This window comes from Frigoribacterium sp. CFBP 13729 (assembly GCF_014841875.1).
GTDB lineage: Bacteria > Actinomycetota > Actinomycetes > Actinomycetales > Microbacteriaceae > Frigoribacterium.
Genome location: NZ_JACYUR010000002.1, coordinates 741,660 through 761,826, shown reverse-complemented (window position 1 = coordinate 761,826; position 20,167 = coordinate 741,660). Strand labels below are relative to the sequence as shown.

The 20,167-nt window shown below is 73.7% G+C and carries 19 protein-coding genes; 11 read left to right on the top strand and 8 right to left on the bottom strand.

Translation table 11 applies throughout. The features are described from left to right. Positions 1 to 18 precede the first annotated feature (18 nt). Positions 19 to 621: an 8-oxo-dGTP diphosphatase gene (locus tag IFT77_RS09960; protein ID WP_192169868.1), complete on the bottom strand. Its 603-nt coding sequence runs from the start codon at positions 619 to 621 to the stop codon at positions 19 to 21. On the opposite strand from IFT77_RS09960, the gene IFT77_RS09955 reads away from it, so the two are divergent. From IFT77_RS09955 to IFT77_RS09940, 4 genes are read left to right on the top strand one after another with little or no spacing between them, the layout of a single operon-like run. Next, positions 620 to 970, top strand: a complete 351-nt coding sequence (locus IFT77_RS09955; RefSeq protein WP_192169867.1) for a hypothetical protein — start codon at positions 620 to 622, stop codon at positions 968 to 970. The genes IFT77_RS09960 and IFT77_RS09955 overlap by 2 nt on opposite strands. A 57-nt stretch (positions 971 to 1,027) precedes the next feature. Continuing rightward, on the top strand, positions 1,028 to 1,855 hold the full coding sequence (locus IFT77_RS09950) for a hypothetical protein (RefSeq protein WP_192041295.1): 828 nt from the start codon (positions 1,028 to 1,030) through the stop codon (positions 1,853 to 1,855). A 45-nt stretch (positions 1,856 to 1,900) separates the two neighbouring features. Further along, complete coding sequence (locus IFT77_RS09945) at positions 1,901 to 4,009, top strand: S9 family peptidase (RefSeq protein WP_192169866.1); 2,109 nt, start codon at positions 1,901 to 1,903, stop codon at positions 4,007 to 4,009. A gap of 6 nt (positions 4,010 to 4,015) precedes the next feature. Next, on the top strand, positions 4,016 to 4,609 hold the full coding sequence (locus tag IFT77_RS09940) for a DUF1697 domain-containing protein (RefSeq protein WP_192169865.1): 594 nt from the start codon (positions 4,016 to 4,018) through the stop codon (positions 4,607 to 4,609). 37 nt (positions 4,610 to 4,646) lie between these two features. On the opposite strand, the gene IFT77_RS09935 is transcribed toward IFT77_RS09940, so the two are convergent. After that, positions 4,647 to 5,426, bottom strand: coding sequence for a CYTH domain-containing protein (locus IFT77_RS09935; RefSeq protein WP_192169864.1), 780 nt, complete (start codon positions 5,424 to 5,426; stop codon positions 4,647 to 4,649). Positions 5,427 to 5,515: 89 nt separating this feature from the next. Between IFT77_RS09935 and IFT77_RS09930 the strand changes: the two genes are divergently transcribed. Then, positions 5,516 to 6,871, top strand: coding sequence for a phosphotransferase (locus IFT77_RS09930; RefSeq protein ID WP_192169863.1), 1,356 nt, complete (start codon positions 5,516 to 5,518; stop codon positions 6,869 to 6,871). Positions 6,872 to 6,986: 115 nt separating this feature from the next. Here IFT77_RS09930 and IFT77_RS09925 read toward each other — a convergent pair whose 3' ends face one another. Further along, complete coding sequence (locus tag IFT77_RS09925) at positions 6,987 to 8,744, bottom strand: pyruvate dehydrogenase (RefSeq protein ID WP_192169862.1); 1,758 nt, start codon at positions 8,742 to 8,744, stop codon at positions 6,987 to 6,989. 173 nt (positions 8,745 to 8,917) lie between these two features. Between IFT77_RS09925 and IFT77_RS09920 the strand changes: the two genes are divergently transcribed. After that, positions 8,918 to 9,190, top strand: coding sequence for a mycoredoxin (locus IFT77_RS09920; RefSeq protein WP_123548654.1), 273 nt, complete (start codon positions 8,918 to 8,920; stop codon positions 9,188 to 9,190). 100 nt (positions 9,191 to 9,290) lie between these two features. Here the strand turns inward: IFT77_RS09920 and IFT77_RS09915 are convergent, their stop codons facing one another. Beyond that, complete coding sequence (locus IFT77_RS09915) at positions 9,291 to 9,686, bottom strand: VOC family protein (RefSeq protein WP_192041289.1); 396 nt, start codon at positions 9,684 to 9,686, stop codon at positions 9,291 to 9,293. A gap of 155 nt (positions 9,687 to 9,841) precedes the next feature. Between IFT77_RS09915 and IFT77_RS09910 the strand changes: the two genes are divergently transcribed. Then, positions 9,842 to 10,789, top strand: coding sequence for a hypothetical protein (locus IFT77_RS09910; protein WP_192041288.1), 948 nt, complete (start codon positions 9,842 to 9,844; stop codon positions 10,787 to 10,789). 65 nt (positions 10,790 to 10,854) lie between these two features. Here the strand turns inward: IFT77_RS09910 and IFT77_RS09905 are convergent, their stop codons facing one another. Next, positions 10,855 to 12,987: a DEAD/DEAH box helicase gene (locus tag IFT77_RS09905; RefSeq protein WP_192041287.1), complete on the bottom strand. Its 2,133-nt coding sequence runs from the start codon at positions 12,985 to 12,987 to the stop codon at positions 10,855 to 10,857. Positions 12,988 to 13,380: 393 nt separating this feature from the next. After that, a complete protein-coding gene (locus IFT77_RS09900; protein ID WP_192169861.1) occupies positions 13,381 to 14,625 on the bottom strand; it encodes an aminoglycoside phosphotransferase family protein in 1,245 nt (414 codons plus the stop codon). Between the two features lie 94 nt (positions 14,626 to 14,719). Between IFT77_RS09900 and IFT77_RS09895 the strand changes: the two genes are divergently transcribed. Beyond that, the gene (locus tag IFT77_RS09895; protein WP_192041285.1) at positions 14,720 to 15,853 is read left to right on the top strand and encodes an FUSC family protein; all 1,134 of its coding nucleotides are present in this window, start codon (positions 14,720 to 14,722) and stop codon (positions 15,851 to 15,853) included. Beyond that, the gene (locus IFT77_RS09890; RefSeq protein ID WP_192041284.1) at positions 15,850 to 16,818 is read left to right on the top strand and encodes an alpha/beta fold hydrolase; all 969 of its coding nucleotides are present in this window, start codon (positions 15,850 to 15,852) and stop codon (positions 16,816 to 16,818) included. The genes IFT77_RS09895 and IFT77_RS09890 overlap by 4 nt, the downstream gene beginning before the upstream one ends. Here IFT77_RS09890 and IFT77_RS09885 read toward each other — a convergent pair. Together IFT77_RS09885 and IFT77_RS09880 are read right to left on the bottom strand one after the other, a co-directional pair. Next, on the bottom strand, positions 16,793 to 17,560 hold the full coding sequence (locus IFT77_RS09885) for a triacylglycerol lipase (RefSeq protein ID WP_192041283.1): 768 nt from the start codon (positions 17,558 to 17,560) through the stop codon (positions 16,793 to 16,795). The two genes, IFT77_RS09890 and IFT77_RS09885, sit on opposite strands and share 26 nt — an antisense overlap. A 24-nt stretch (positions 17,561 to 17,584) precedes the next feature. Next, on the bottom strand, positions 17,585 to 17,947 hold the full coding sequence (locus IFT77_RS09880) for a hypothetical protein (RefSeq protein WP_192169860.1): 363 nt from the start codon (positions 17,945 to 17,947) through the stop codon (positions 17,585 to 17,587). Between the two features lie 295 nt (positions 17,948 to 18,242). On the opposite strand from IFT77_RS09880, the gene IFT77_RS09875 reads away from it, so the two are divergent. Both IFT77_RS09875 and IFT77_RS09870 read left to right on the top strand, forming a co-directional pair. After that, a complete protein-coding gene (locus IFT77_RS09875) occupies positions 18,243 to 18,749 on the top strand; it encodes a Dps family protein (protein WP_192041463.1) in 507 nt (168 codons plus the stop codon). A gap of 104 nt (positions 18,750 to 18,853) precedes the next feature. Further along, positions 18,854 to 20,062 (top strand): NAD(P)/FAD-dependent oxidoreductase, encoded by a 1,209-nt coding sequence (locus IFT77_RS09870; protein WP_192169859.1) that lies wholly within the window; start codon positions 18,854 to 18,856, stop codon positions 20,060 to 20,062. The last annotated feature ends 105 nt before the right edge of the window (positions 20,063 to 20,167 follow it).

Here is a 20,167-nt window from a genome sequence, read left to right as displayed (position 1 = left end):
TGCGGACCCGACGGGCCCTCAGGAGGCGCGCAGCGGCCGGTCGGACACCACCGTCGCGAGGTCGTCGCCGAAGGTGAACTCGTGCGACACGTGTCCCCCGACGAGCACGCCGGGCAGCCACTGCCGGGCGTCGTCCCACATCTCGCCGAGGGGCAGGTCGGCCACGTCGTGCCAGGCGGGCACGAGCTCGTCGCTCTCGGTCGGCTCGCCCTGCCAGCGGGTCGTCACGAACACGGACGACCGCTGGCTCCACGACTCGCGGTGGGGGAAGAGGTAGAGCAGCTCGCCCCGGGGGTCGAGGTCGGATGGGTCGACCGTCACGCCCGCCTCCTCGGCGACCTCGCGGACCGCCGCCTCGACGGCCGTCTCGCCCGGCTCGAGCTTGCCGCCGAGCCCCACGTGGTAGCCGACGCCGAGGCCGGTCTTCTTGCGGCCGAGCAGCACCTGGGCGACCCCGTCGCGCTCGCGGAGCAGGTACGTGACGCAGACGCGGTAGGGCATGCCGCCCAGGGTAGCGACCGGCGGCCCGGCGCCGAGCAGGAGCGCGGCACCGGGACGCGGGAGGCGCGCGACCGGCACCGAGGAGGCGTCCAGGGACGCCCCGCGTAGGGTCGTCGTCATGCCCGAGACGCCCGACGCACCCCGCGGCGGCGTGCCGGGGTTCCGCGGCGCCGGCCGGAGCCTCGAGGTGCTGCGGGCCGAGGCGCACGAGGAGCTGGCCGCCCTGATCGAGCTGCGCTGCCGGGGCGGCGAGGACCCGTGGGACGTGGTCCCGTCGCTGCCGACCGTCGACGAGCAGGTCGTGATCGCCATCCGCGCCGACGCCCGGGGCGTCGAGGGCGTGCCCGTCGCGGGCGGGCTCGGGGCCGAGGACGAGCTGCGGTTCCTCCGCGGGGTCGCGCTGTGGCACCCGGAGCTGTCGCGCGCCGTCTGGTCGTTGATGGGGCGGATCGACGCGGCGTCGCACTGAGGCGCTGGCGGTGCTGATGGTGACGGCGCTGTCGGGGGTCGCGGCTAGCGTGGCCGCATGATCTGGAGCGACGTCCTCACCGTGACGCTCGGCGCGTTCCTCGGCGCCGGGGCGGCCTTCGCCTCGAACCTGCTCGTGCGGCTCCTCGAGTCGCGTCGGTCCGAGGCCTCGGCCCTCAACGAGCTCGTGACCGAGATCCACTTCCGGCGGGTGCTCCGGCGCATCTCCGCGACGCGCAGCCCCGACGCCGCGACCCGCGATCCCGGCTGGCAGCACGCACGGCGGTCGATCGGCGCGCTGCGGGGCGTGATCCGCGCGGCACGTCGGCGCACGCGGCCGCGCTCGACGGCGTTGCCCGTGCTCAACGAGATGACGCTGGCGTGCAACACGTTCCTCGACGACAGCGAGGACGCGCCCGACCTGTACCGCCTGCACCTCATGCAGCTGCACGCCCGGCTCAACGAGAGCGTGCGACGCCTCCGCGACCCGCGCCGGGCCATCGCCGACCTCGAGCCGGGCGAGGCGCACCTCGCCCCGACCGTCGCGGGGCTGCGGGCCCCGACGACCCTGCTGGCGGACGACGGACTGCAGCCCGGAGGCGCGGGTACCGTCGCCCGCATGACCAGCGACGCGCACGCCGACCAGCCAGCCCCTGCCGACCTGCCCGACCCCGCAGCCGTGCCCGACGACGACCTCGACGGCCTCGCCACGCTGCCGGGCGTGCGCACCGCCGGCGGCGCCGAGAAGGCCGGCACCCCGGAGGAGGCGGCCGAGATCCGTCGGCAGGAGGCCGCCCCCGGCCCCGCCGAGAGCCACGTCGCGTCCGACGAGTACCCCGACGTCCCCGAGCAGGACGGCCTCACGGGGTCCGACCGCAGGGTCTGAGGCACGAGCCGGAGCACGACGCGGCAGCCTGGCTAGGCTGGCCGGATGGCCTCCCTCACCCCTCCCCGCGCCCCGCAGAAGCCCGTCGTCCGCAGCCACCACGGCCACGACGTCGTCGACGCCTACGAGTGGCTGCGCGACAAGGAGGACCCCGAGGTGATCGCCCACCTCGAGGCCGAGAACGCGTACACGGCCGAGCAGACCGACCACCTGGCCGCCCTGCGCGAGACGATCTTCGAGGAGATCAAGGGCCGCGTGCAGGAGACCGACCTCGGCGTCCCCGTGCGCGAGGGCTCGTGGTGGTACTACTCGCGCACGGCGGAGGGGAAGCAGTACGGCATCCACTGCCGCGCCCCGATCTCCGGGCCGGACGACTGGACTCCCCCGGCGATCGCCGCCGACCGCCCCGCCGAGGGCGAGCAGGTGCTGCTCGACGGCAACGTCGAGGCCGAGGGGCACGACTTCTTCTCGCTCGGCAGCTTCGACGTCTCGGCCGACGGCACCCGCCTGGCCTGGGCCGTCGACACGACGGGCGACGAGCGCTACCTGCTGCGCGTCCGCGACCTCGAGACCGGTCGCGACCTCGAGGACCGCGTCGAGGACACCGCTCCCGGCGCCGTGTTCGACGCGACCGGCGAGTGGATCTTCTACCCCACCGTCGACGAGGCGTGGCGGCCCGACACCATCTGGCGGCACCGCGTCGGCACGACGGGCGACGACGTCGTCGTGATGACCGAGCCCGACGAGCGCTACTGGATCGGCGTCGGCCTCACCCGCAGCCGCCAGTACCTGCTGATCGAGATGGGCTCGAAGATCACCAGCGAGACCTGGCTGCTGGACGCGACCCACCCGACCGGCGAGTTCCGGGTGGTCTGGCCCCGCCGGGAGGGCGTCGAGTACGAGGTGGAGCACGCCGTGATCGCGGGCAGCGACCGCCTCCTCGTCGTCCACAACGACGGTGCCGAGAACTTCGAGCTGGTCGACGTGCCGGCCGACGACCCGACCTCGACGACCGATCGCCAGGTCGTCGTGCCGCACAGCGCCTCCGTCCGGCTCGAGTCGGTCGACGCGTTCGCCGGGCACCTCGTCGTCGAGTACCGCCGCGAGGCGCTGCCGCGCTTCTCGGTCGTCCCCCTGGGCCCCGACGGCATCGGCGAGCCGGTCGAGGTCGAGTTCGACGAGCCGCTGTTCTCGGCAGGGGCGTCGGGCGGCCCCGAGTTCGCCCAGCCGACCGTGCGGTTCGTCCACACGTCGTTCACGACGCCCTCGACCGTCGTCGACCTCGACGTCCGCAACGGCGAGCGCCGTGTGCTCAAGCGCCAGGTCGTGCTCGGCGACTACGACCCCGCCGACTACCAGCAGGCCCGCGAGTGGGCGACGGCCGCCGACGGCACCCGCATCCCGATCTCGCTCGTCTGGCGGCGCGACGCCGTCCGCGTCGGCGAGCCTGCTCCCCTGCACCTCTACGGCTACGGCTCGTACGAGCACAGCATCGACCCGGGCTTCAGCGTCGCCCGCCTCTCGATGCTCGACCGCGGCGTGGTGTTCGCGGTCGCGCACGTGCGCGGCGGCGGCGAGATGGGCCGCGCCTGGTACGAGCAGGGCAAGACCCTGTCGAAGAAGAACACCTTCACCGACTTCGTCGACGTCGCCGACCACCTGATCGCCGAGGGACGCACCAGCCCCGAGCTGCTGGTGGCCGAGGGCGGCAGCGCGGGCGGCCTGCTGATGGGCGCCGTGGCGAACATCGCCCCGGAGCGCTTCGCCGGGATCGTCGCGGCCGTGCCGTTCGTCGACGCCCTGACGAGCATCCTCGACCCGTCGCTGCCCCTCACCGTGATCGAGTGGGACGAGTGGGGCGACCCCCTGCACGACCCCGGGGTCTACGAGTACATGGCGAGCTACACGCCGTACGAGAACGTGCGTGAGGGGGCGACGTACCCGCGCATCCTCGCGGTCACCTCCCTCAACGACACCCGCGTGCTCTACGTCGAGCCTGCGAAGTGGACGGCTCGGCTGCGCGACGTCGGCGCTCCCGTGCTGCTCAAGACCGAGATGTCGGCGGGCCACGGCGGCGTCAGCGGACGTTACGAGTCATGGCGCGAGCGGGCCTTCGAGCTCGCCTGGCTGCTCGACGTGCTCGGCCGCGCCTAGGCCGACGTGGGGCACCTCGCGCAGGACACGGCCGCGCTCGACCAGGTCGGGCTCGACCACGTCGCGCTGCTGCGCGGGATCAACGTCGGGACGGCGAAGCGCGTGCCGATGGCCGAGCTGCGGGCAGCCGCCGAGGACCTGGGGAACGAGCGGCCGGCGACGCTGCTGAACAGCGGCAACCTCGTGTTCTCGGCCGATCGTCCGCTCGGGTCCGAGGACGCCGACGCCCTGCGGGCAGCCGTCCGCGAGCGCACGGGCGTCGACGCCGAGCTGGTCGTCCTCGGCGGCGACGCGTTCGCGCGGATCGCGGCGGCGAACCCGCTGCGCGACGGGTCACGCGAGGCGAAGCTGCTGTCGGTCGCCTTCGCCCAGGCTGGGCGTCCCGTGATCGAGGAGGCGCCTCCTGCGTCCGACCTCGCCCCCGAGCTGATGGTCGTGACGGGCGAGGCGGTCTACCAGTGGCTGCCCGACGGCGTCCTCGCCAGTCGCGTGCCCGCCGCGTGGTGGCGGTCGCTCGCCGTGCCGGTCACGGCGCGGAACGACGCCACGGTGCGCAAGATCGAGGCGCTGCTCGTCTCCAGGCGCGCCGCCGCCTCCTGACGACCGGTCCGTCCCGTCGTCTCCAGGGTCGGCAGGTTCAGGCGGACTCGGCGCCGAGGCCCCGGGCGAGCTTCGAGCGCGACGTCGAGGGGACGGCGCCGGCGGCGAGCAGGCGCTCCTCGATCGCGTCGAGCAGGGCGTCTCCCGCCGGGCCGTCGACGCCGGGGGCGAGCTCCGCCTCCCACTCGCGCCAGCGTCGGACGACGGGCTCGGCGCCGTCTCGGCCCGGCACGGTCGCCGTGACGACGTCGTCGGCGAGCTCGGCCACCGCGTCGCCCTCCGCGTCGAGGAGCGTCGTCGCCGTGCGCGTCGTCTCGAGCACGATCACCGGCGCGACCGACCGGCCGCGGAGCTGCTCCTCGACCCGGGCGAGCAGCTCGGCGGGGACTCCCTCGTCCTCCGAGCCGAGGGGCGCGTGCACCTCGCGCCGCCCCCGGGTGCTGCCGTCGGAGGCTGATGCGGCCGCCGAGTGGTCGGTTCGTGTCCCCTGAGAGGTCTCGGAGGACGTCTCCTGACCACTCGAGTCCTGACCACTCGGGGCCGAGCCGGCGGCCACGGGCGGCAGCTTGAGGTGCCAGCCCTCGTCGCGGCCGCCCGTCCGGCGGCGGAGCGTGATGCGCGAGCCCAGCAGGAGGTGGTCGTCCGTGTCGTGGTAGACGGCCCGCAGGTGCGCGGGGGCGGAGCGCTCGACGCGGGCGACCTCGAGGACCGGGGCTGCGCCTCCTGCGGGGCTCGAGAGGCCGTCGAGGTCGGGGACGACCGCCTCCGCGTCGACGTCGTACTTGCGCTCGATCTCGGTCTGCTCGCTCGTGCTCATGCAGACAGTTCTAGCCTGGCGGTCTCCGAGCGTCCCGGGCCGGGAGAACACCGGTCTCCCGACCTGCCCGCGGGCGTAGGGTCGGGGGCATGAGCGACGTCGCGCCGACCCTTGCCGGATGGATGGCGCGACAGCGCTGGTACGCCACGAAGGGCAGCACGCCCGCGATCCGGGTGATCGGGTCGTTCGAGGCCGACCTCGACGGCGTCCTCGCGATGACGCTGCTCGTGATCGACGAGGCGCCCGAGCTGCCCGTGCTGTACCAGGTGCCCGTGGTCGCGCGCCGCACCCCGCTGCCCGGCGGCGACGCGGCGTTCATCGGCTCGGCCGACGACCTCTACCTCTACGACGCCCCGCACGACCCCGCGTACGCACGTCACCTCTTCGAGCTGATGTCGAGCCGTGCCCACGTGGAGGGCTCCGACGTCGTCGTCGACGGGACGCCGCTCGTCGAGGCCGGGCGGGTGCGGAAGTCACGCGTGCTGAAGGGCGAGCAGTCGAACACGTCGATCATCTACGACCTCGAGGGCGGGCCCGTCGAGCACGCCATCGCGAAGGTGTTCCGGGTGCTGCACCACGGCGACAACCCCGACGTCACGACGCAGGCCGCGCTGACCGAGGGCGGCTCGACCAGGGTGCCGACGACGTTCGGCTCGCTGCACGCCACCTGGCCCGACCCGGGCCGCGACCACGGCGAGGCGCGCGGCCACCTCGCCTTCTCGCAGGAGTTCCTCGCCGGTGCCGAGGACGCCTGGCGCGTCGCGCTCGACGCCGCCTCCGCCGGCCAGGACTTCACGACCTCCGCCCGCGAGCTCGGCACCGCCGTCGCCGAGGTGCACGCCACCCTCGCCGACCAGCTCGGCACGGTCGACGCCGACGCCTCGGCCGTTGCCGAGGCCCTCACGAGCATGCGACGCCGCATCTCGATCGCGGCCCGCGAGGTGCCCGAGATCGCCGAGCACGAGGAGGCGGTCCTCGCCGTCTACGACGCGGCCGAGTCCCTGACGTGGCCGCGCCTCCAGCGGATCCACGGCGACCTGCACCTCGGGCAGGCACTCCAGTCGCCCAGCCGCGGCTGGACCCTGCTCGACTTCGAGGGCGAGCCGCTCCGACCGATGCCCGAGCGCTCGCGTGCCGACCTCGCGCTGCGGGACATCGCCGGCATGCTCCGCTCGTTCGACTACGTCGCCGGGTCGCTCGCGCAGCAGTCTCCCCCGGTCGACGCGGCTGCCTGGGCGCACGACTCGCGCGTCGCCTTCGTCGACGGGTACATCGCCTCCTCGGGGGTCGACGTGCGCGCCCAGCGCGCCCTGCTCGACGCGTTCGAGATCGACAAGGCCGTCTACGAGGCCATCTACGAGAAGCGGAACCGGCCGGACTGGATCGGCATCCCCCTCGCGGCGGTCGCCCGGCTCGTCGCGCGCTCGGGTCGCCGCGTGGGCTGAGGCCCGCGCCGCCGCCCCTGCTCTCGGGCCACGCGCGGTGGTGACGGAGCGGAGGAGGCGCGGCGCCGGTCCTGGGGACCGGTGCCGCGCCTCCTTCGTGCTGCCGTGCCGGGCCCTAGGGCCGCGGCACGTTGCGCAAGTTGGAGCGCGCCATGGAGACGACCTCGCCCGTGCCTCCGTTCATGACGATCTTCGACATCGCCAGCGAGAAGCCCTTCACCTGGGCCCCCGTGATCGCGGGAGGCAGCGAGAGCGCCTGCGGGTCGGTCGCGATGTCGATCAGCGCCGGCCCGTCGTGCTCGAACACGGCCTCGAAGCCGTCGCGGAGGTCGCCCGGCTGGTCGACGTGGACGGCGTGGATCCCGATCGAGCGGGCGACGGCGGCGTAGTCGACGTAGGGCACGTCGACGCCGAAGTCCGGGTAGCCGTCGACGAGCATCTCGAGCTTGACCAGGCCGAGGGTCGAGTTGTTGAAGACGACGATCTTCACGGGGATCTCGTACATCTTCGCGGTGATCAGCTCGCCCATCAGCATCGAGAGCCCGCCGTCACCCGACATCGAGACGACCTGGCGGCCCGGGAACGCGAACTGGGCGCCGAGCGCGTGCGGCAGGGCGTTCGCCATCGAGCCGTGCAGGTACGAGCCGAAGACGCGACGACCGGCGGTGGGCGTGATGTACCGCGCCGCCCAGACGTTCGCCATGCCGGTGTCGGCGGTGAAGATCGCGTCGTCGGCGGCGATCTCGTCGAGGATCGACGCCGCGTACTCGGGGTGGATCGGGACCAGCTTCTCGGCCCTCTTCGTGTACGCGCCGACGACGCTGCCCATCAGCTTCTCGTGCTTCTTGAGCGTCTTGTCGAGGAACCGGCGGCTCTTCTTGGGCTTCACCAGCAGCTGCAGCATGCGCAGGGTCGGCAGCACGGCCCCGTGCACCGGCACCTGCACCGTCGCGCGACGACCGATCACCGCGGCCTCGACGTCGACCTGGGCGATCGTCACCTGGTCGCCGTCGGGCAGGAACTGCGGGTAGGGGAAGTCGGTGCCGAGCAGGACGAGGAGGTCGGCGTCGTGGATGCCCGCGTGCGCGGCCCCGTAGCCGAGCAGGCCCGTCATCCCGACGTCGTAGGGGTTGTCGTGCTGGATGACGTCCTTGCCGCGCAGGCTGTGGCCGATCGGCGCCCCGACGACGCCGGCCAGCTCGATGATCTCGTCGTGGGCGCCGCGACCGCCCTCGCCCACGAAGAACGCGACGGTGCCGGCGGCGTTGATCGCGTCGGCGAGGGCCTGCACGTCCTCCTGCGCGGGGACGAGCTCGGGGGCGCGGGTCGTGAGGTGGGGCGGCGTGGCGCCCTGCGCCTCGAGCTCCGCGATGTCGCCGGGCAGCGTCACGACGCTGACGCCGTGGCCGGCCACCGCGTGCCGGATGGCGGAGGCGACGACCGACGGCGACTGGACGGCCGTCGAGATCATCTCGGAGTAGCCCGAGCACTCGACGAAGAGCCGGTCGGGGTGCGTCTCCTGGAAGTAGTCGGTGCCGATCATCGCGCTGGGGATGTGGCTCGCGATCGCGAGCACCTTCGCACGGCTGCGGTGGGCGTCGTAGAGGCCGTTGATGAGGTGCAGGTTGCCGGGGCCGCAGGAGCCGGCGCAGACGGCGAGTTCGCCGCTCATCTGCGCGTCGCCGGAGGCCATGAAGGCCGCCGCCTCCTCGTTGCGCACGTGGATCCAGTCGATGCCGCCCTTCGCCGAGCCGCCGGTGCGGCGGACCGCGTCGACGATCGGGTTCAGGCTGTCGCCGACGATCCCGTAGATGCGCCGGACCCCGGCTGCGACGAGCTGGGCGATGATCTGGTCGGCGACGGTGTCTGCCACGGGGTCCTCCTGGTGCGGTGCGTGATGGTGTGGTGCGTGATGGTGTGGTGCGTGATGGTGCAGGGACGCAGGAGGCGGTGGGCCGGCCCGGTCGAGGGGCCGGCGCCTCCTGCTGTCGTGTCTCTCAGCCAACTCCCCCGTCCCTCACCGCCGACCGGGCATAGCCTGTGCCCATGACCGACACCGCCACCTCCTACGTCCCCGAAGCCGGCTCCATCACGATGTTCAGCACGTCGTGGTGCGGCTACTGCGCCCGCCTGAAGCAGCAGCTCGGCAAGCAGGGCATCGGCTTCACCGAGGTCAACATCGAGGAGGTCGCGGGCACCGCCGAGATCGTCGAGAGCGTCAACGGCGGCAACCAGACGGTGCCGACCGTGATCTTCCCCGACGGCTCGACCGCGACGAACCCGTCGCTCGCCGACGTGAAGGCGAAGCTCGGGCTCTAGCGCTCGACTGACGCCCGTCGGCGCTCGCCGGCGCCCGCGACGCGAGAACGCCCCGATCCTCCCTCGGGAGGCGCGGGGCGTTCGCGTGCGCCAGGTCGCGTCAACTCTGCGGTGCGGCCGCGAAGAACTCGATCTGGTTGCCGTCGGGGTCCTTGACCATCAAGGTGGTGCCGAAGTCGGGGTCCTCGAGGTCGGACTCGATGCCGACCGACGCGGCGTGCTCCTGCCAAGCGACGACTGCCTCGCGGTCGGCCACGGCGAAGCCGATGTGGTCGAGGCCGGGCACGGTCGGGTCGAAGGGAACCGCCTTGCCCTCGGTGTAGGCGGTCACGCCGAGGATCTGGCCGTTGCCGACCGAGAAGAGGCGACGGTCGAGACCGTCCAGCACGATCTGCCCGACGGGCGGCGCGCCGAGCAGCGACTCGTAGAACGCGAGGCTCGCGTCGAGGTCGGACACGGTGATGGCGACGTGGGCGTAGCCCTGGATCTCGGGCATGGTGTGCTCCTTCGGGTGCGTGCGTGTGGTGGTCACCCGACCCAACTCCCGCCTCCTGGGAGGCGTCCCTCCCCCGTCGCCCCGCACTCGCTCATCGTCCACAGGACCGACGCGAGGAGGCGCGGGCCCCGACCCGAGGACGCCACGCTGGCCGCGTGCTCCCCTCCCGCGCCTCCGGCCTGCTGATCCGGTCCCGTCACGACGACCCCGCCGAGCGTCGGGCGCACGCCCGCGGCGAGCTCGTCCGCGTCGCGCCCGGCCGCTACGTCCGCGCGGCGGACTGGGCGCCGCTCAGCCCCGAAGACCGCGTGGTCCTCCGTGCCGTCGCGACGCTGGATCGCCTCGGGCGGACCGCCGTCGTCTCGCACGTCGCCGCAGCCGCGATGTGGGGCATGCCTCTCGTGGGCGTCCCCCCGTCGACGACGAGCATCACGGATCCCGACCGCGGCCGCACGCACACCGGCGATCACATGACCAAGCACGCGGCGGCCCTCGCGGACGTCGACGTCGCGACAGTCGAGCACATGCCGCTGACGACGCCGGCTCGGACGGCTGTCGACATCGCTCTCACCGCCTCCCGCAGTCAGGCAGTGGCCGTTCTCGATCACTGCCTGCGGGCCCGGCTCTGTACCCTCGACGAGTACTGGGCGGCCCTGGACCGACGTGACCGGCGGCGAGGCACCTCGCGGGTCGTGTGGGTCGGCGCCTTCGCGTCTCCCCTGGCCGAGTCGGCAGGCGAGTCCGTGCTCCGCGTGGCTCTCGACGGGCTGGACTTCCCTCCTCCGCAGCTCCAGCGGCCCTTCCGCGACGAGGTGGGCCTGATCGGCTACGGCGACTTCTGGTGGGACGACGTCGGGCTGCTGGACGAGTTCGACGGCCTGAAGAAGTACCGCGCTGCCGAGTACCGAGGCGGTCTCAGCGTCGAGGACGTCGTCGTGCGCGAGAAGCTGCGCGAGGACCGGCTGCGCGCCCTGCCCGAGGTACGCGGCGTCGTCCGGACCGTGTGGCGCGACCTCTACCGCCCCGCGGAAGTGGCGGCCGCGCTAGCTCGCGCGGGCCTTCATCGACAACGCACCGGGTTTCGTACACTGCACCGGGACTAGACGCGGTGCAGTGCACGAAACCCGGTGCAGTGTCGAGACGGCAGCCCGGCAGGGGCCGCGCGCTGCTACTCGGCGAGGGCCTCCGTGAGGAGGGCGACGAGCGCGCTGAGCTGGATGTCGGTCGAGTCGACCACCTCGCTGTCGTCGCCGTCGAGGGCGCGCGCCGCGAGGCCCGCCTTGCTGTCGATCAGCTCGGCGATCTTCGTGTCGATCGTCTGGGCGGCGATGATGCGCCAGGCGGTGACGGGTTCTTCCTGGCCGATGCGGTGCACGCGGTCGATGGCCTGCGTCTGCTCGGCGTCCGTCCACGACAGCTCGGCGAGCACGACGTTCGACGCGACCTGCAGGTTGAGCCCGACGCCGGCCGCCGTGAGCGAGCAGACGACGACCTCGACCTCGGGGTCCTCCACGAACGCGTCGATCTGGCGCTGGCGCACGGCCGGCGTCTGGTCGCCGCGGATCGACGAGTACTTGATGCCGCGCTTCGCGAAGGTCTGCTCGGCGACGTCCATCACGTCGATGTGCTTGGCGAAGAAGACGACCTTGCCGACGTTGCGGGCGAGCTGCGCGGTGTAGTCCGCGGCGAGCCCGGCCTTGGCCTGGCCGATGCGGCGCACCATGCTGAAGACGTTCTCGCCGTTCTTCGCGGTGGTCGTGTCCTCGAGCTCCCACTTCGCGACCTGGCGCACCAGGTCGTGGTCGATCCCCTCGACCCGGACGCCGGAGGTGCGGGCCGCGAGCGCGGACCGGTACCGGGAGACGAGACGGCGGGCCAGCTCGCGCTCGGCCTCGCGGATCGAGCGGCCGGCCTCGTCGTCGAGCTCGACGGGGAGGTCGGCGATGCGGCGGGCCGGGATGTCCGCGGCGACGTCGACCTTGCGGCGTCGGACGATGCCGAGGTCGATGACGATCTCGCGGGCGGACGAGAAGAAGCCGGGATCGGCCGGCGTGAGGCCCGCCTCCTCGAGCTGCTCCATGAGCTCGGCGGCGGGCTTCTTGTCGCCGATCCAGCCGAGGAACTCCCAGATCGCACGGAAATCTTCGATGTCGTTGATCAGCGGCGTGCCGGTGAGCGCCATCAGCAGGGGGTGCGCCGTGCGCGAGCGGATGCGCTCCGACAGCTGCAGCACGTGCCGCGAGCGCTGAGACTCCTTGTTCTTGATGAAGTGCGCCTCGTCGACGATCATGCCCTTGAAGCCGAGGTCGCCGAGCCAGCCGACGTGGCGGTCGAGCACCTCGTAGTTGACGATCACCACGTCGGCGAAGGCGTCGAGGGTGTCGCCGTCGCCGTGGATCACCGTGGCCGTGCGGGTCGGCGTCCAGAGCTGGACCTCGCGGGCCCAGTTGGTCTTGACGACGTTGGGCACGACGACGAGCAGCGGGTACGCGCCGGCCGCCTGCGCGGCGAGCAGCGACTGGGCCGTCTTGCCGAGGCCGGGCTCGTCGGCGAGCAGGTAGGTGCGGTGGCCCTGGCGGGCGGACTCGACGAGCTGCGCCTGGTGGTGCATGAGCGTCGCGCCGGCCGGGGCGTCGACGGTGGTCGGCTCGGGGAGCGGCATGCACGCGGACCCGCCGCCGGCGCCGTACTCGAACGACTTGAAGAGCGGGCCGAAGAGCTCCCAGTTGGCGAGGCGCACCGGGTGCACCTCGCGGGTGACCTCGGCGAGCGAGAAGTCCGGCGGCAGGAACGGGTTGGCGAGCTGGCGCGAGACGACCGACTGCGGCACGACCTGGCGCTCGGAGACGGGCGCGACGGGCGCGGCCTCGCGCACGACGACCTGCTCCTCGGGCGCGAGCTCCATGCCGGCGGACATCTGCATGTCGCGCTTGAGGGCCTTGGCGCTCTCGGACACGACCGCGTCCTCGCCGAGCAGGGCGATGAGCGACGTGTCGCGGGCGGCGGTCTTCGCGAGGATCTGCGCGACGCCGTCGAGGCGCTTCATCTGCTCGGCGCGCTCGGAGTCGCTGATCGCCTTGTCGACCTTGACGCGGGCTCGCTCCTCGCGCATGAGGAGCGCGATGACCTGGAACTTGGTGCGACTGGAGGGCTTGACCTGCCCGCGCTGGGCGGCGGCCTCCACCTCGCGCACGGCCCGGGCGAGGACGGGGATGAGCCCGTCGTTGTCCACCTCGCGGCGGCGGTGCTTCTGGGGGGCGGTGCGGGTGCCGCCCTGCTGACGCTGGCCTGGTCGAGCCAAGGCTCCTCCTCGTGGTCGACGCGACGGTCGACGTGCTGTGTCGTCGAGCGACGACGGGTGGTGCTGCGGTGCGGCGCTCCGGCCCGGGGGCCGGCCCCGGCTCTCGTCTGCCCCGGCCCTCGCCTGCCCCGACGCGACGGCCCGCCGCGGTGCGGGCACCTGGGCGGAACGAGACACGACCGGACGACTTCGGGTCGGACGGCGGGAAGGCACGGACGGACGGAACCAGCCTCAGACGCGAGGTGCGGAGGAGGCGCGGTGCCGGCGACACGTCACCGGGCCCGTGCAGACCTGGCCGACACGGACCTACGAGGCGGACGAGCCGCCGCCGGTCGTGTCGGACCCACCGTGTCGGACGACGACACGGACGGTGCTGAGCCCCACTTTACGCGCTCACGCACCCGCGACGCCACCGGGCGCCGCCGTGTCGCGGGCGGCGGGGGCCGGCCAGCCGCCGAGGGCCCCGGCCGCGGCGCCGACCAGCTGCTCCGCCTTGCGCCGCCCGGTGTCCGTGCCGAGCGTCGCCTGGCCCCCCGCATGAGCCAGCAGCTGGGCTGCGACCGCCGGGGCGAGGCGGTCGGCGAGCTCCGGCACCGCACGTGCCCAGGTGCGGGAGAGCTCGTCCGCGAGCCGCTCGCACGCGCGGGCCTCGGCCTCGTCGCCGTTGCCGCGGTGCCACTGACCCGTGACGACGAGGTGGGCGACCAGGGCCGCGGCGTCGCGGGCGGGGTGGCCGAGCCCGGCGGTGTCGATGTCGAGCAGGCCGGTGACGTGCCACGGCCGCTCCGGGTCGACGAAGAGCTGCTCGAGGTGGAGGTCGCCGTGGATGACGGCGAGCACGTCGCCCGTCCAGGACGACCGTCGACGCTCGATCTCGCCGTACAGGGCGTGGATCTCGGGCGCGCGCTGCGGCAGGGCCGTCGACAGGGTGCCGCGGTGCCAGTCCGCGTGGTCGAGGGCGTCCGACTGGGCCCGGTTCGTGATGTGCACGCCGGCGACGAGCCGGCCGAGGTCGACGATCTGCCGCACGAAGCGCGGCTCGTCCGCGAGGTCGGCGACCCGCTGCCCCGCCGGCACGCCGGGGACGCGCTCGAGCACGAGCAGTCCGTCGGGGCGCGACGCGAGCACGCGGGGCACCGGCAGGCCCTGCGCACGGAACGCCTCGTGCTGGGCGACGATCGGCGCGACGCGGTCGGGTCGGATCACCTTGAGGAACACGGTCGTCTCGGCGGAGTCCAGCCGGATGACCGCCCTCTTGCCCGGCCGGTACGCGGCGACGCTCAAGGTCGGCGAGGCGACCACGATGCCGAGCGCGGCCAGCGACTCCGTGACGCGGTCGGGGTAGGTGACGCCGGCGAGGGCGGGGAGGAGAGGGTCGGCCGGGTACGCCCAGACGGCGAGCTGCTGCCCCGTCGACGGGTCGGTGGTGAGGACGCTCGTCGCGTCGGCGGTCGACACGTCCGTGTCGATGAAGGTCAGGACCGTGTCGGAGGCGCCCGCCTCGTCGACCGTGTCGACCTCGTAGCCGTAGAGGAACCCGTGCCCGGACGGCTCGACCGAGTGGGGCCGGAAGGCGACGACGGTGAGCCCCGAGCCGGCGAAGGCCGCGGGGAGCACCTCTGCTGAGTTCGGCCACACGCGTTCAGTAAACCCGTCGGAGGCGGCCGCCGAGGGCCGACGGGGCGGCACGGTTACCCGATCGTGATGCGGGCGCGACGGTATCCTCGGGAGCGTGCACCTCGTCTCGCGCATCCGTCAGACGCGGCGCACCCCTCTGCTCCAGGTCGCCAAGACGTCCGCCGCGGTCGTCGTCGCGTGGTTCGCGTCGGTCGCGCTGCTGCAGCAGCCCCTGCCGATCTTCGCCGCGATCGCCGCGCTGCTCGTCGTCCTGCCGAGCGTCAACCAGTCGCTCGTGCGCGGGCTCGAGCGGAGCGTCGGCGTGGTCGCGGGCGTGCTCATCGCGTTCGCGGCAGGCCAGCTGTTCGGCGCCTCCACGTGGATCGTGCTCAGCATCGTCGTCGTCAGTCTGCTCGTCTCGTGGGCGCTCCGCCTCACGCCGAGCAGCGCGAACCAGGTGCCGATCTCGGCGATGCTCGTGCTCGCGATCGGGGCGCAGACCCCCGACTACGCGCTCGACCGGGTGCTCGAGACCGTCATCGGCGCCGTGGTGGCCCTGGCGATCAACGCGCTCGTGGTCCCCCCGGTTCTGCTCGCGCCCGCCCACCTGGCCGTCGGACGCCTCACCCGCGACCTGGCGGCGGTGCTGGACGAGCTCGGCGCCGTGCTCTCGACGCCGAGCGACCGCGAGCGCCTCGGCGCCGTGCTCGTGCAGGCGCGAGGCCTGCGCGACCTCCAGGCGAAGGCCGCCGCGGCCGTCGCCGCGGGCGAGGAGAGCCTCATGCTCAACCCGCGCGCGAGCCGTCAGCGGACCGTGCTCGAGGCGGACGCGGCGCTGCTCGTCCGGCTGACGGCGCTCGTCCACCGCGCCGTCGGGATGACCCGCTCCGTGCACGACAACTACGACGTCGAGCTCGTGGACGACCCGGCCGTGGGGCAGATCGCCGAGGAGCTGCATCGGGCGGCGCACGACCTGCGCCTCCGGGGACGGCAGGCCGAGGCCGGCTCGGCACCCGCCTCCTCGGGGCCGTCGCCGGACGAGCGCCGGCTGCACGGTCAGCCCCCGTTCGGCGGCGACCGCCCGCCGCTCGACGGCGGCGAGGCCGACACGAGCCACGACGCCTGGCCCGAGGCCCCGGCCCTCACGGCGCCGGTGCGGGTGCTCCGGCCCGACCCGGACCACTGGGTGCTGATCGGCTCGCTGCTCGAGGACATCCGCCGGGTGCGCGAAGAGATCATCGACGAGTGACCGGCGACGTCAGCGCGGCCCCCGGCGACTCCTACGCGCCCTTCGGGCTCGACCCCGAGGAGGCGCGCGACCTGGTCGAGGACGTCGTCGACACCGCCGACGGCCGGGTCGTGCTGCACCGGTCGGCCGTGCTGGGCGACGCGGGCCCGGCGGGCGACGCGGCCCGCGCCTCCGCGACGGTGATGCTGCACGGGGCGGCCGGCTCGTGGACGACGTGGCTGCCGCTCCGCCGGGCCGTGCGCGAGGCCGGCGCGGACGCCCCGGCGGCCCTCGCCGGACCGCTCGTGCTGATCGACCTGCCGGGCTGGGGAGCCAGCCCGGCGCCCGCCGTCGCTCTCGACGTGCACGCGGCGTCCCGGGTCGTCCACGCCGTGGCCGACTCCTGCGGGCTCGACCGCTTCGACCTCGTCGGCCACTCGCTCGGCGCCCTGGTCGCGCTGCACGTCGCCGCGCAGACGCCCGGTCGCGTGCGGTGGCTGGGGCTCGTCTCCCCGACGACGTTCTCCGCGCTCGAGGCCGCGTCGCGGCCGTGGCGCGGGCTGCGGACGGTGCCGGCCCTCGTGCTGCTGCGGGTGGTGTTCCGGGTGCTGCCCCGCGCCTCCGGCCCCCTGCTCGCCGGCGCCGCCAGGGTCGGGCTGCTGCGCGCCCTCTCCGCTCCCGTGTTCCGGCACGTGCGCCGGGTGCCCCGCTCCGTGCTCGAGGCGTTCGTGGCCGAGATCCGGCCGCGGGCCTTCGTCGCCGCGGTCAAGTCGGGCGTGGGCTACGACACCGGCACCTGGGCGAGGATCACCTGCCCGGTCGCGGTCGTCGCCGGGGCGGAGGACGCGTTCGCGCAGCCGGACGACCTCGTGCGGCTGCGGGACCTGCTGCCGCAGGCGCGGACGACTGTGCTGGTCGGCTGCGGGCACTTCGCCCACGTCGAGCGGCCGCGCGAGACGGTCAGGGCACTGAGCCCCCGGCGCTGAGGGCGTCGCCGTCGGCGCCGACCTCGCCGAGGTCGCCGCCCTCGACCGCGGCCACGACCATGTCGACGCACCGCGGGTTCCCCAGCGGCCGGAAGTGCCCGTCGACGGGGAACGTCACGTTGACCGCCCCCGGCAGGACGCTGCCCTCGGTGACGTGCGCGTCGAAGCGCGATGCCATCGAGGTGACACGCCCGTTCGCCTCGCGCTGCTCGGCGAGCTGCAGCAGGGCGGCGTCGCTGGGCGAGAAGGCCCGGAGCGCCGGGTTCGGCAGCACGCGCGACCAGCGCGTGCCCGAGAACGGGCTGTTGATCGCCACCATCCTGTCGATGCGACGGTCGACGTCGGTGCCGACCATCATCGACTTGCCGACCAGGCCGCCCTTGCTGTGGGCGACGACGACGACCCCGCGCAGGTCGTGCGCGTCGAGGATCCGCTGCGCGGCCTCCGCGGTCGCCGGGATCGGCTGCCGGTTGTGGCGCATGCCGGGCACGACGACGACCGGGTGCCCGAGGTCGGACAGGCGCTCGCCGATGACCCGGAGGTGCCGCCAGGTCTCGTAGACGCCGGGCAGCAGCAGCACGGGGGCGCGGTCGCCGTGTCGCCACCGTGCAGGGACGACACGGCCCGACCGCGGCACGAGGTGCACGCGCCAGACGAAGGCGTAGTCGGTCACCACGGTCGCGGCGAAGCGGACCAGGCCGACGCGACGGCGGCCACGGCCCCGGGACGGTGCGGAGGTCATGGCCCCGACGCTAGGCCGAGGTGCTCAGGCGACGCTGTGCGCCCGGGGCGTGCCGGCGGGCTCGTCGTCGACCCAGACGGGGGCGTCCCGGAACTCGACGGCGGCACGGGACGCGGCGAGCGCGCGCACCCAGCCGGTGCAGATCGACGCCCACGGCGGCGGGAACTGGGCCGCGTCGTCGAGGAGGCGGATCGCCAGGCCGGCGTGGCCGGCACGGGCTGCGGCGCTGGCCGCGTCGGGCAGCGCGCCGATCACGTAGCGGACGACGAGGACGCGGTGGTCCCACGCCATCTGGTCGATGTCGTCGAACGCGCCCCAGGCGCTCTCGATCTCGCGACGCAGCCGCGTCACCTCGACGGACTCGAAGCCCTGCGATCCCTCGCTCATGTGCCCCCCTCAGAGCCGGACGGGCGCCGGTGCCCGTCGATCGGCGACCGGTCGGTCGCCGATCGAGAAGATACCACGCCACCGGTTTCGAGACGAGATCGGCAGGCACAGCTCGCGGAGGCCGATCCGCGCCTCCTCACCTGGGTGTCCCCCGGAAGCTGGACCACTGCCCGGCGGGACGGGACTACCGTCCACGACGCACCCTGACCGGTGCGACGCAGCGGCTCGACGGCCGCACGCCCCCACGACTGAAGGAGTCCCCGTGTTCCAAGGATCCCCCGCCCTGCGCGAGTCCATGCAGAAGGTCCTCGTCGACCTCATCGAGCTCCACATCCAGGGCAAGCAGGCCCACTGGAACCTGCTCGGCAGCAACTTCCGCGACCTGCACCTGCAGCTCGACGAGATCGTCGACGCAGCCCGTGAGTTCAGCGACGAGGTCGCCGAGCGCATGCGCGCCGTCTACCTCGTGCCCGACGGCCGTTCGAACACGGTCGCCAACGAGACCAGCCTCGTGCAGTTCCCCGCCGGCCCGGTCGAGACCACCTCGGTCGTCGACCTCATCGTCGACCGGATGTACGCCGTCGTCGACACCATGCGCACCGTGCACGACGACGTCGACGACGAGGACCCGACGACGGCCGACGTGCTGCACAGCATCCTCGAGCGCCTCGAGCAGCTCGCCTGGATGACCGGCGCCGAGAACCGCCACCCCGAGCAGGACGCCGCGTCGGCGGACACGCGCGGACGCGACGAGGACGCCATGGCCGAGGGCCAAGACCGCGTCGGAGCCGTCGCCAACTAGCGACCCGCCGCCCGCCCCTGCGGGCACCACCGACTGGGCACCGCCCCGGAGATCCCCTACGCGACCTCCGGTGCGGTGCCCTTCCCACGACCTGGAGGCACCACATGAGCGACAGCACCAGCACCAGCACCGGTTCCGACTCCTTCGACCACGTCGTCGTGGGCGGGGGCATGACCGCGGACGCCGCGGCGAGGGCGATCCACGAGACGGCCCCGGAGGCGACCGTCCTGATCCTCAGCGACGACGTCGACGAGCCCTACACGCGCCCCGCGCTCTCGAAGAAGCTCTGGATCGACCCCGACTACACCGAGACCGACAACGACCTGGGCACCCGCGACGCGTCGGGGGCCGAGATCCGCCTGCGCACCTCGGTCACCGCCGTCGACCGCGAGGCCCGCACCGTGACGACGGACGACGGGCGGACCGTGTCGTGGGGGCGCCTCCTGCTGGCGACCGGCGGCACGCCGACCCGGCTCGACCTGCCCGAGGACGACCGCGTCGTGCACTTCCGCACCGCGGCCGACTACCGGCGGCTGCGCGAGCTCTCGGGCGAGGGACGTCGGGCCGTCGTCGTCGGCGGCAGCTACATCGGCACCGAGCTCGCCGCGGCGCTGGTGCAGAACGACACGCGCGTGACGCTCGTCACGCCCGACGACGTGCTCGGCGGCTCGGTCTTCCCGGCCGAGATCGCGACGCGCTTCGAGGCGGCCTTCGAGGAGGCGGGCGTCACGCTGGCGAAGGGACGTCGCGTCGAGGGCGGCTCGGCCTCCGACGCGGGGCTGCAGGTCGCGCTCGACGACGGCTCGTCGCTCGAGGCCGACGCCGTGGCCGTCGGCCTCGGCATCACGCCGTCGACCGAGCTGGCCGAGGCGGCCGGCCTCGAGGTCGAGGACGGCATCGTCGTCGACGCCTCGCTGCGCACCTCGGACCCGCACGTCTTCGCCGCGGGCGACGTCGCCTCCTACCCGGACCGCATCCTCGGCCGCCGTCGCGTCGAGCACGTCGACAACGCCAAGGAGCAGGGCGCGTTCGTCGGGCGCGTGATGGCCGGGGCCGACGAGCACTACGGACACACGCCGTACTACTACTCGAAGGTCCTCGACATCTCGTACGAGGCGGTCGGCACGCTCGACGCGTCGCTCGAGACCGTGGTCGACGACAAGGGCGACGGGTCGGCCGTGGCGTACTACCTGTCGGACGGCGCCGTGGTCGGCGTCCTGCTCTGGAACGTCGAGGACGCCCGCGACGCCGCTCGCGCGGTCCTGGCCGAGGGCACGGACGTGTCGCGCGACGGGCTCGTCGGGCGGATCTGAGCCGGGCGGATCTGAGCCGGGACTAGACCGGACGGCAGGGCCCCGGGGACGCGCACCGCGCCTCCTCGGGGCCCTTCGCCGTGGGCGGCCTCGGGAGTGCCGTGC